This is a genomic window from Longimicrobium sp. (assembly GCF_036280135.1).
Lineage (GTDB): Bacteria > Gemmatimonadota > Gemmatimonadetes > Longimicrobiales > Longimicrobiaceae > Longimicrobium.
The window spans coordinates 1-9,769 of the sequence record NZ_DASURI010000398.1 but is presented as its reverse complement, the minus strand read 5'-3'; the positions used below and the strand labels follow the sequence as shown (position 1 = coordinate 9,769).

At 69.1% G+C, this 9,769-nt stretch carries 15 protein-coding genes; 13 read left to right on the top strand and 2 right to left on the bottom strand.

Annotated elements, in window-relative coordinates:
* Nucleotides 1-38 precede the first annotated feature (38 nt).
* The 3 genes from VFZ20_RS12535 to VFZ20_RS12525 all read left to right on the top strand — a co-directional run bounded on the left by VFZ20_RS12535 (nt 39) and on the right by VFZ20_RS12525 (nt 2,302).
* Nucleotides 39-653: an ATP-dependent Clp protease proteolytic subunit gene (locus VFZ20_RS12535; RefSeq protein ID WP_414682936.1), complete on the top strand. Its 615-nt coding sequence runs from the start codon at nt 39-41 to the stop codon at nt 651-653.
* Nucleotides 654-1,052: 399 nt separating this feature from the next.
* Nucleotides 1,053-1,559: a hypothetical protein gene (locus VFZ20_RS12530; RefSeq protein ID WP_329684225.1), complete on the top strand. Its 507-nt coding sequence runs from the start codon at nt 1,053-1,055 to the stop codon at nt 1,557-1,559.
* Nucleotides 1,556-2,302 (top strand): hypothetical protein, encoded by a 747-nt coding sequence (locus tag VFZ20_RS12525; protein ID WP_329684224.1) that lies wholly within the window; start codon nt 1,556-1,558, stop codon nt 2,300-2,302. The genes VFZ20_RS12530 and VFZ20_RS12525 overlap by 4 nt, the downstream gene beginning before the upstream one ends.
* Nucleotides 2,303-2,376: 74 nt before the next feature.
* On the opposite strand, the gene VFZ20_RS12520 is transcribed toward VFZ20_RS12525, so the two are convergent.
* A complete protein-coding gene (locus tag VFZ20_RS12520; protein WP_329684223.1) occupies nt 2,377-2,769 on the bottom strand; it encodes a hypothetical protein in 393 nt (130 codons plus the stop codon).
* Nucleotides 2,770-2,772: 3 nt separating this feature from the next.
* Nucleotides 2,773-3,216: a hypothetical protein gene (locus VFZ20_RS12515; RefSeq protein WP_329684222.1), complete on the bottom strand. Its 444-nt coding sequence runs from the start codon at nt 3,214-3,216 to the stop codon at nt 2,773-2,775.
* A gap of 246 nt (nt 3,217-3,462) precedes the next feature.
* Between VFZ20_RS12515 and VFZ20_RS12510 the strand changes: the two genes are divergently transcribed.
* From VFZ20_RS12510 to VFZ20_RS12465, 10 genes are all read left to right on the top strand, one after another.
* Nucleotides 3,463-4,371 carry a hypothetical protein gene (locus VFZ20_RS12510; RefSeq protein WP_329684221.1) on the top strand — a complete coding sequence of 303 codons (909 nt, stop codon included), beginning with the start codon at nt 3,463-3,465 and terminating at the stop codon, nt 4,369-4,371.
* Entirely contained in the window at nt 4,368-6,116 is a 1,749-nt protein-coding gene (gene polX / locus VFZ20_RS12505; RefSeq protein WP_329684220.1) for a DNA polymerase/3'-5' exonuclease PolX, read from the top strand. The genes VFZ20_RS12510 and polX overlap by 4 nt, the downstream gene beginning before the upstream one ends.
* 7 nt (nt 6,117-6,123) lie before the next feature.
* A complete protein-coding gene (gene nth, locus VFZ20_RS12500; protein ID WP_329684219.1) occupies nt 6,124-6,798 on the top strand; it encodes an endonuclease III in 675 nt (224 codons plus the stop codon).
* A gap of 284 nt (nt 6,799-7,082) precedes the next feature.
* The gene (locus tag VFZ20_RS12495; protein WP_329684218.1) at nt 7,083-7,223 is read left to right on the top strand and encodes a hypothetical protein; all 141 of its coding nucleotides are present in this window, start codon (nt 7,083-7,085) and stop codon (nt 7,221-7,223) included.
* Nucleotides 7,224-7,604: 381 nt separating this feature from the next.
* Nucleotides 7,605-7,889: a hypothetical protein gene (locus tag VFZ20_RS12490; protein WP_329684217.1), complete on the top strand. Its 285-nt coding sequence runs from the start codon at nt 7,605-7,607 to the stop codon at nt 7,887-7,889.
* Between the two features lie 313 nt (nt 7,890-8,202).
* A complete protein-coding gene (locus VFZ20_RS12485) occupies nt 8,203-8,403 on the top strand; it encodes a hypothetical protein (RefSeq protein WP_329684216.1) in 201 nt (66 codons plus the stop codon).
* Nucleotides 8,404-8,501: 98 nt separating this feature from the next.
* A complete protein-coding gene (locus VFZ20_RS12480) occupies nt 8,502-8,645 on the top strand; it encodes a hypothetical protein (RefSeq protein WP_329684215.1) in 144 nt (47 codons plus the stop codon).
* Nucleotides 8,646-8,682: 37 nt separating this feature from the next.
* Nucleotides 8,683-8,826, top strand: a complete 144-nt coding sequence (locus tag VFZ20_RS12475) for a hypothetical protein (RefSeq protein ID WP_329684214.1) — start codon at nt 8,683-8,685, stop codon at nt 8,824-8,826.
* 66 nt (nt 8,827-8,892) lie between these two features.
* Nucleotides 8,893-9,069, top strand: a complete 177-nt coding sequence (locus tag VFZ20_RS12470; RefSeq protein WP_329684213.1) for a hypothetical protein — start codon at nt 8,893-8,895, stop codon at nt 9,067-9,069.
* Between the two features lie 489 nt (nt 9,070-9,558).
* On the top strand, nt 9,559-9,702 hold the full coding sequence (locus tag VFZ20_RS12465; protein ID WP_329684212.1) for a hypothetical protein: 144 nt from the start codon (nt 9,559-9,561) through the stop codon (nt 9,700-9,702).
* Nucleotides 9,703-9,769 lie beyond the last annotated feature (67 nt).

The window sequence follows — 9,769 nt, the reverse complement described above, 5'->3', positions numbered from 1 at the left end:
ATCAGGGCCTGTGCCAGACCATCAAGGGGATACCGGGGATGAGGAACGACGAGGAGCACGAGGACGACGAGAAGCCGGGAGACGACCAGAAGTCGCCGCCCAACGCGCTCACCGAGGGCATTCGCGAGCGGCTGTTCAAGTCGCGCACGCTCATCATCAGCGGCGGCATCGACCAGCAGCTCGTCAGCAACATCATCGGCCAGCTGCTGGCCATGGCGGCCGTGAGCGACGAGCCCATCAACCTCTTCGTGAACTCGCAGGGCGGGCACGTGGAGTCGGGCGACACCATCCACGACGTCATCCGCTTCATCAAGCCGCGCGTGCGGATGATCGGCACGGGATGGGTGGCCAGCGCCGGCGCGCTCATCTACGTGGCCGCGCCGCGCGAAGACCGCTTCGCGCTGCCCAACACGCGCTTCCTGCTGCACCAGCCGGCCGGCGGCGCGGGCGGCACGGCGGCCGACATCGCCATCGAGGCCACCGAGATCCTGCGGATGCGCGAGCGCATCAACCGCATCTTCGCGCGCGAGACGGGGCAGCCGCTGGAGAAGATCGAGCACGACACCCACCGCAACTTCTGGCTGGACGTGAACGCGGCCAAGGAGTACGGCTTGGTGGGCAAGATCATCAACGGCATCGACGAGCTGGACTGAGCACTGTCCGCCTCAGGCAACGCGCCACGAGGGCGCGGACCGGCTTCCCGGCTCCGCGCCCTTGGCGCACGGGCGAGGGATTCGATCTCCTGGGAGGGTGTTGCCAGCCCGCGGGCTTCGAAAGCGTCATCCTGAGGGAGCCGCCGCGCAGGCCTTTGCGGGTGCACGATCCGTAGCGGCGACCGAAGGATCTTGCCTGCAAAGCTCTGCGGTTGCCCTCGTGCGCGAAGGCCCCCTCCGAGTCTCGCACACAAGATCCTTCGGTCGCGCCGTAGTATTGCGCGCGTTCACGTTTCGCGCGGCGCTCCCTCAGGATGACGCTCCCTGGGTTTCATCGGTAGCAGGTTTGACAACATCCCCTCAGGAAACCGGCCTTTCCGCATCTTGAGAAGAGCAGATGTGACGCTCCTGACGCTGATCACGCGTCACCGCGCGTCCCTGCGCCGCGCGCTGACGGTCACGGCCGTCGTCGTGCCGCTGATCTTCGCGGCGGGTGCGCTCGTCGTGGACGGATGGGCCGCGCGGCGGTTCCTGCTGCTGTACGCGGCGCCGTTCTTCGTGGCGTTCTTTGCCTGGGCGCGCATCCGCGTGGACGAGGTGGAGCGCACGCCCGCCCCCGCGCTTGCGATGGACGCGGCCGCCGTCGTGCTCGGCGCCATCCGCTTCGTGGGGCCCGTTGTCCCGTTCAGCGGGCACATGCTGTTCTTCGCGTACTCCGCCCTCACGACACAGTCCGCGACGTACCGCTGGCTGGCGCTGGTGCTGGTGGCGGAGACCACGTGGTTCAAGCTGGTGCTGTGGCGCGACTTCCCGTCGTGGAGCCTGGGCATCGCGGCGGGCGTAGGGCTCGCCGTGATCCGCATCCTCCTGTCCCGCCGATCCACCTCGACTTTCCTTGCCGGATGAACTTCGCCCAGTTCGAGCGCCGCGCCCACGAGATCTTCGACGGCATTCCGCCCGAGTACCGCGGCGGCATCGAATACGTCGCCGTCTCCGAGGAGGCGCTGCCGCACCCGGAGCTGCCGGAGGTCTACACGCTGGGCGAGTGCGCCACGGGCGAGCTGGACCTGGGCTTCGAGGTGCCCGAGGAGGTGCGCTCCGGCGTGCACCTGTACTTTGGCTCGTTCCAGGCGCTGGCGGAGCAGGACCCGGACTTTGACTGGGAAGGCGAGCTGTACGAGACCCTCACCCACGAGATCCGCCACCACCGCGAGTCCACCGCCGGCGAGGACGCGCTGGAGGACTTTGACTACGCGGCGGACGAGAACTTCAAGCGCCGCGAGGGCGTGGCGTACGATCCGCTCTTCTACCGCGCCGGCGAGCCACTGGACGACGGCGGCTGGGAAGTGGACGGCGACGTGTTCGCCGAGATCACGCTGACGGCGGGCCAGTTCGACCGGCTCAAGGAGATCGAGGCGGACGTCGCCGGCCGGCGCGTGTCGCTTCCGCGCCCGGAGCGCATGGGCGACGTGTGCTTCCTGTTCCTGGAAGGGTTCCGCGACGGCCCGGGCGAGACGGCGCTGGTCCTGGTGCGCCGCCTGGGGACAATGGAATCCATCCGCGGCCTCTTTCACCGCGAGGCGCCCGAGGTGCTGGAGTGGAGCGTGGAGCCCCAGGACTGGCACCTCGTTGACGACGACGGGGACTGATCCGCGTCCGCCGTCGGCAGCGCAATCGGCTGCGCCCCTTTCGCGAGGCGCAGCCGGTTTGCGTTCAGGGCGGATCAGGCGGGGTGGCGTGTTTCGTCGAGCTGGTTCATGGACGTGAGAAGCAGATTCCAGAGATAGCCCTCGTATCCGCTCACCGAACGCCCACGCAGCCGTGGTGCGATGCGCTTGCGGTCACCTGGCTGCAGAAAGACCAGCGCTTCGCGGACCTTGTCCCGCACGTCGAGGGACTCTCGCTCGGAGAGCCGCAGCGTGCCCCCGTTCTGCCGCGCACGCGCCGCAAGGGTATCCAGCAGCGGCCGGTACTCCTCCCGTTCCGCGAGCACCCGCGCCATCCGCCGATGGGCACGGAGAAGCCGGGTGATGTCGCACGCCACGTATGCGGCCACGACCACGAAGACGACCGCCGAGATTCGGGCCACCCAGACAATGCTTGCCGGTTCGTGCATCGCTCACCTCTCCTGAAGGAATTCCGGGAATGCTTCTCGTTGCAGCACGTGCCGCTCGAACCGCTCCCACAGGTGCATGAGAAGCAGCAGGCCAATGAAGGTCGCCGCGCTGCCGAGCCAGGCTTCACCCGCCACGGACCCATATCCCAGTCGGTACGCGGGCCCCAGCACCCTGTCGCCCATGCCTATGCTCCACCCGAACAGCGTAGTGGAGATGAACGCGAACGTGATACCGAGGGCCCAGCGACCCAGGTGCGTCGACGTGACGGACAGCGAGAGCGCGTAGGTCGCCGTCGTGAGCATCAGGGACGACATGTTGATCTGTCCCGTGAACACCAGCTCCGCCCCGAGCGGAAAGAGCGGAAACGCCAGCAGGAACAGCACCGCCACGAAGAAGCTGGTCCAGGGGCCGCCGGCGCGGTTGATACGGTGATCTCGTTTGACCATGCTCGCTCTTTCCGCCCCGGAAACACGCGGGGCACTGAGGGTGATCAATCGTTCCGCCCGCGCCGGCTGCGCTCGGGGTGTCAAACAAGCTGCCAGAGTATACACAGGTTCTTTTCGGCCTTCAAGTCCTGGAAAGAAACCGGTCCGGACGCTGGCGCGAAGGGCGCGATGGCGGGTAACTTCCCCGTCGGGCGCCGAGATTGCGGTGGGCGCGGACACAACCGCGACAGGGGAGGGGAGCGCGTGGTGGACGAGCAGAACGAGGGAACCGGGGGCGCCGCGGGGGCTCCGGCCGGGGGCACGGACGGCGGCGGACGGACGGCGGACGCGCCCACGGCGGCGCGGCTTACGCCGTACGAGCTGGCGTTCCTGGAGGGCGACTTCGAGACGCGGGTCTTTCCCGGCATCCAGGAAGAGGCGGAGGCCCGCCGCGAGGACCCGGCGCGGCGCGAGCGGTTCGCGTTCCTGGCCGCCGGGGGCGAGGCCATCCGCGACATCATCCCGCCGGACGCGCCGCCGGAGATGCTGGAGGAGTACCGCGCGCTCTTCTACCACGCGTTCAACTTCTGGCGCTTTGGCCGGCGGCTGTACGTGGTGGACGCGGCCGTGGCGCGCTACCTGGTGGAAGGTACGCCCACGCTGACGGACTGGGAGCTCTCGGCCCCGTACGACAGCCTGTACATCCAGCTGCCGCCCAACCTGTTCTGGGCCAGCATCGGCACGGACGTGCCCCCGGAGCCCGTGGACGGCTTCTTCGTCACCGTGGCGCGGGAGCAGGACCCGCTGGGGCTGCCGTTCACGGACGTGCAGGTGCTGATGGTGCTGGGCATTCACCGGCTGCGCGCCGGGTTCAGCGTCATCGCGTTCGACACCGAGGCGGGGCAGGGCATCCCCCCCGTCTGGGCCGAGCCGGGGCGCGACCGGGGGCGCGACTTCGAGAACGTGCTTCCCGGCGGCGAGATGGCGGGGCTGTACTCCATCCTCACGACGGCCGAGGCGTTCAAGCTGGTGGCGCGGGTGCTGTGGTACGTGCAGAACCACGCCGAGGACGTCACGGGCGCGCCGCCGCAGGAGCGCCGCGCGGAGGACCGGCCGGGCTCCGTGCCGTTCTCCCGCCTGGAGTTTCACCGCGTGCGCCTGGGCGACGCCGGATGACCGCCCGCGAAGCCGCCGCCCTCCTGGCGGAGATCGCCATGCTGCTGGAGGTGGTGGGCGGCAACCCGTTCCGGGCCAAGGCGTTCCAGTCCGCCTCGCGCTCGCTGGAGACGTCCGGCGCCGACCTGTCGGCCTTGGCCGCCGCGGGCGAGCTGCGCACGCTGCCCGGCGTGGGCGAGGGGATCGCCGCCGTGCTGACGGAGCTGGTGACGACGGGCACGTCGCGCATGCTGGAGGAGCTGCGCGCGCAAACGCCCGTGGGGCTGTTCGACGTCATGCGCATCAAGGGCGTGGGCGCCAAGCGCGGCCGCACGCTCTACAAGGACCTGGGCATCGACTCGCTGGAAAAGCTGGAGGAGGCCGCGGCCGCCGGCCGGCTGGCGAAGCTCCCGGGGTTTGGCGCCAAGACGGAGCAAAAGATCCTGGAAGGCGTGGCGTTCGTGCGCTCCATGCGCGGGCGGCGGCGCTTTTTCCAGGCGATCGAACCGGCGGCGGCGCTGCTGGAGCTGGTGGAGGGGCTGCCGGGCGTCATCGAGGTGAGCGCCGCGGGGCAGGTCCGCCGGCGGCTGGAGGTGGTGGATTCCATCGACCTCGTGGCCTCGTCGAAGAAGCCGGAGGCGGTGCTCGCCGCCTTTCGCGCGCTGCAGGGCGTGGCCCCCGCGGACGACGACGACGCGGACCGCCGCGCGGACGTGGAGCTGGCGGACGGGCTGTGCGCCACGCTCGTTTGCGTCAAGCCGGCGGAGTACGCCACGGCGCTCCTCTTTGCCACGGGGAGCGGCGAGCACTGGGCGCAGCTGTCCGCCCGGGCCGAGGAGAAGAAGCTGCGCCTGGCGCGGGATGGTGTGTGGCAAGGCAGAAAGCGGCTGGCGCTCCCGGACGAGGACGCGGTGTACGAAGCGCTCGGCCTGGCGTTTATCCCCCCGGAGCTGCGGGAGGGATGGGGGGAGATCGAGGCCGCGGCGGGGGGCAATTTGCCCAAGCTGGTGGACACCAGCGATTTACGTGGTACATTTCACTGCCACACCACGTACTCCGACGGCCGCGCGTCCGTCGCCGAGATGGCGGACGCGGCACGCGAGCGGGGCTGGGCCTACCTGGGCATCGCCGACCACTCGCAGTCCGCGGGGTACGCGGGCGGATTGCCGCCGGCCGCCGTCAAGAAGCAGCACCGCGAGATCGACGCGTGGAACGCGGAGCACGGGGGCAGGGGAAAGAAGCGATTCCGCCTGTTCAAGGGCGTGGAGAGCGACATCCTGGCGGACGGCAGCCTGGACTACCCGGACGACGTGCTGCGCTCGTTCGACTACGTGGTGGGCAGCGTCCACAGCAACTTCGCGCTGGACGAGAAGGAGCAGACGCGCCGGCTGATCCGCGCCGTCAGCAATCCGCACATCACCATGCTGGGGCACGCCACGGGGCGCCTGCTGCTGCGGCGCAACGGCTACGCGGTGGACGTGCGCGCGGTGATCGACGCGGCGGCCGAGCACGGCGTGTGTGTGGAGATCAACGCCGATCCGCACCGGCTGGACGTGGACTGGAAGGCCGCGCGCTACGCCGCGGAAAAGGGCGTGCTGGTGCCCATCAACCCCGACGCGCACTCCACGGGCGCGCTGGGCAACGTGGCGTGGGGAATCAACGTGGCGCGCAAGGCGTGGCTCACCGCCCCGCAGGTGCTCAATACGTGGGACCTGGACAAGCTGGAGAATTATCTTGCCGAGAGAAAGCAAAAAAGCGCGCCGTGAGCGCACCGTGCGCATCCTGGCCGAATTGGCCTCGCTGTACCCCGACAGCCGCTGCTCGCTGGACCACGAGAACCCGCTGCAGCTGGTCGTCGCCACGGTGCTGAGCGCGCAGACCACGGACGCGGCCGTAAACCGCGTGACGCCGGCCCTGTTCGCGCGCTTTCGCACGGCGCAGGATTTTGCCGACGCGTCGCAGGAGGAGATGGAAGAGCACCTCAAGACGCTCAACTTCTTCCGCAACAAGTCCCGGTCGCTCATCGGGCTGGGGCGCGCGCTGGTGGAGCGGCACGGCGGCGAGGTGCCGGCGGACCTGGACGCGCTGACGCAGCTGCCCGGCGTGGGCCGCAAGACGGCGAACGTCGTGCTGGGCGTGGGGTTCGGGATGGCGGAGGGCGTGGTGGTGGACACGCACGTCAAGCGCATCGCCGCACGGCTGGGGCTGACAAAGGAGGAGGACCCGGAGAAGGTGGAGCAGGACCTGCTGCCCCTTCTGCAGATGCCGGAGCGGGTGATCTTCACGCACCGCATCATCGACCACGGCCGCGCCGTCTGCACGGCGCGGCGCGCGTACTGCGAGCGCTGCACCCTGGCGCCGCTCTGTCCGTCCGCCCCGGAGGCGTACCGCACGCCGCCGCCCGTCGCCATCGCGGACGCGACGATCGGGGAACGCGTGAGTGCGTGAGTGCGTGAGTGCGTGAGTGCGTGAGTGCGGGAGTGCGGGAGTGCGGGAGTGCGGGAGTGCGGGAGTGCGGGAGTGCGGGAGTGCGGGAGTGCGGGAGTGCGGGAGTGGCGGCGAGCAGAATCGCCGCCACCTTGCTTCTTGTGCACCATGCTTCCGTTTCCGGACGATGATTGATAATTCGAAGCCCGCCTGCTAGGTTGGGAACACACGGCGTCCGCCGGGCGCCGGACCGAATGGCACGTGGCCGCGTTGGCCGCGCTCACCCTGCAGCGGGAGATCCTCCGATGTCGCTCGACCTGAACCAGCTCGTAGTGGAGACGTTCGAAGTCAGCGAGCCCAGCGCCCTGGCGGGTGGCTCGGTGTACATGCCCATCGTGTCCACGGACCAGGTTCCGCACTGCGACGGCGCCACCGCCGACTGCTGATCCGCGACGCGTCCGTGCTCCGCACACCCCGACCGGCCGCCGTTTACGCAACGGCGGCCGGTCCCGTTTGGGGCCTCCGCGTCCCGATTGTGGCACATCTGCCCCGGATCCCGAGCGTCCGGCGCGCTTGTGGAGCGGGCGTAATCATCCGGATTCGCAACGACTTCGGCACGATGGATTCCGCGCGGCGGGCCGATCCGCGTCGCGAGAAGACACGGCGTGCGCGGAGGAGGATTCGCGGTTTTGGGCGGACGGTGCGGACGTGGTCCGCCGCGTGAACCGTGCGGCGGCCGGCCGCGATGCCCATCCGCGGTCCCTCACCGAAACGGGCACGGGCCCTCCGCGCCCGCTCCTCCGAATCCAGAGACCGGGGATATCATCATGACCGCCACGCTCACCGCCCCCATCCGCCTGCGCCTGGAGGACCTGGAGGTCTCGTCGTACGCCACGAGCACGCAGGCCGCCATCATCGACCCGTACTGCTGTACCGGCTGCGACAGCGGGTGCGGCATCATCCCCACGGGGGGCGGCTGCGAGAGCGGCGGCGGCAAGACGGACGCAAAGGAGTGCTGCTGCACGGGCTGCGACAGCGGCTGCGGCATCAACCCCACCGCGGGCGGCTGCGAGAGCGCCGGCGGCGACACGGGCGAGGGCGTCTGCTGGTAAGGGGCGCACGCGGGAGAACGACGACGGCCGGCGCACCACGCGCCGGCCGTTCGCGTTGGTGGAATCCACCGGATCCCATCACGCCAGCGGACGAAGGGATCCGGACGCGGCCGAACGGGTTCAGGTGCTACCGTAATCCGCTGCAAAACATGCGAATGCACGTGGATGGCGGCAGCAATGCGCCAAATGAATTCGCGTTTTCGGACGGTCATTGCACGAATCGCCGGGTGTGTTTACCATGGTGCACCCGGGGATCGCAGCTCCCGCCGTTTCTTGAGCCAGATCGCCATCCGCCCCTGAAAGGAAAAGCCCCATGAGCGACAGCATCAACCCGATCCGGCTGGACATCGAGGACATCCAGGTCACCACCTACGCGACCTCGGACCGCACGATCATCTCGCCGATCGACGATGGCGGATACTGCTGCACCGGCTGTGATAGCGGCTGTGGCATCAATCCCACCGCCAGCTACTGTGAGAGCGGCGGCGCGTCGTCCGTCCCCAACTGCCAGTAGCGGAATTCGGGCGCCCCAGCCTTCACGGGGGCGCCCGCTGCGCGTCGTCCCCCCGCGTGCCTGCACGCACATCCCGGCACAAACCTCCTGGAGGTCCCATGGAAAAGAACGCGCTCAACCCCGAAGCCATCGCCGTGGAGTCGTTCGAGACGGGCGACAGCCTGAGCATGACGACGGGTCCCATGAAGTGCACCGGCTGCGTCAGCGGCTGCGGCATCATCGCCGAGCTTCCGTACGACTGAGCCGAGGCCCGTCCATCCCTATCCATCCAACAGAGCCATGAACAACCTGACGCTGAACCTGGAGGCGCTGGCCGTCGAGTCGTTTCCCACGGCCGAGTCGCAGTCCATCTCGGGCACGGGCGACTGCACGGGCTGCGACAGCGGCTGCGGCATCATCGACTACGCGGCCGTGGCGCCCTGAGCCGCGCGCGTTCCGCCTTCCGGACCCCGGGGTCCGTCCATCACCCCCCAGACTGGAGAGGATGACATGAAGAAGCTGAAGATCGAGGACCTGCGCGTGTCGTCGTTCACGACGGAGAGCAAGACGGTGTCCCCCATCGGCATCGACCCGTTCTGCTGCACCGGCTGCGACAGCGGCTGTGGCATCAACCCCACCGCCAGCGGCTGTGACAGCGGCGGCGGCGAGACGCAGAACTGCTGGTAATCCGGCAGTCCTCGCGACTCACCCCGGCGGCCGCGGACGGCGGCGTCAGCCTTGAAGCGATGCGGTCGCGCGCGCTTGGCGGCCGCATCGCTTCTCCCTTCGTTCCCCCTGACCGAAGCACAACCATGGACAAGATCGTGCTGAGCCTGGATGACCTGATGGTGGATACGTTCGCGCTTACCTCCGACGACCAGAGCGTCGGCATCGACTGGACCGGATGCATGAGCGAGTGTGGCCAATGCTGAAGATCGACGACCTGGTGGTTGAATCGTTCCAGATCACCGCCGACGTGCCGGTGCTCGGCGACGAGTGGACCGGGTGCATGAGCGACTGCGGCGCGCAGGGCTGCGGCTGATCGCCAACCCGCCGCCGAGCCGACGGGAAGCGGCGACTGACGTTGCCGCTCTCCCACACCCGCAGGCTCGGCCGCAGGATAGACGTCGCCGCCGCCCCTGCTTCTTCCACCATCCATGCAAAGCGGAGCTCCCGATGAAAAAGACCGTGCTGAACATCGATGACCTGGCCGTGGAGACGTTCGCCGCCGCGTCTTTCCAGGACGTCGTGGCCGACGTGGAGACCGGCTGCGTGTCCGGTTGCGAGACCGGCTGCGGCTTCGACGGCTCCCACTGCTGAGCGGACGCGGCGTGAGCCCTTTGGACGGCCGGCGCACCTCGCGCCGGCCGTTCGCGCATACGGGAGG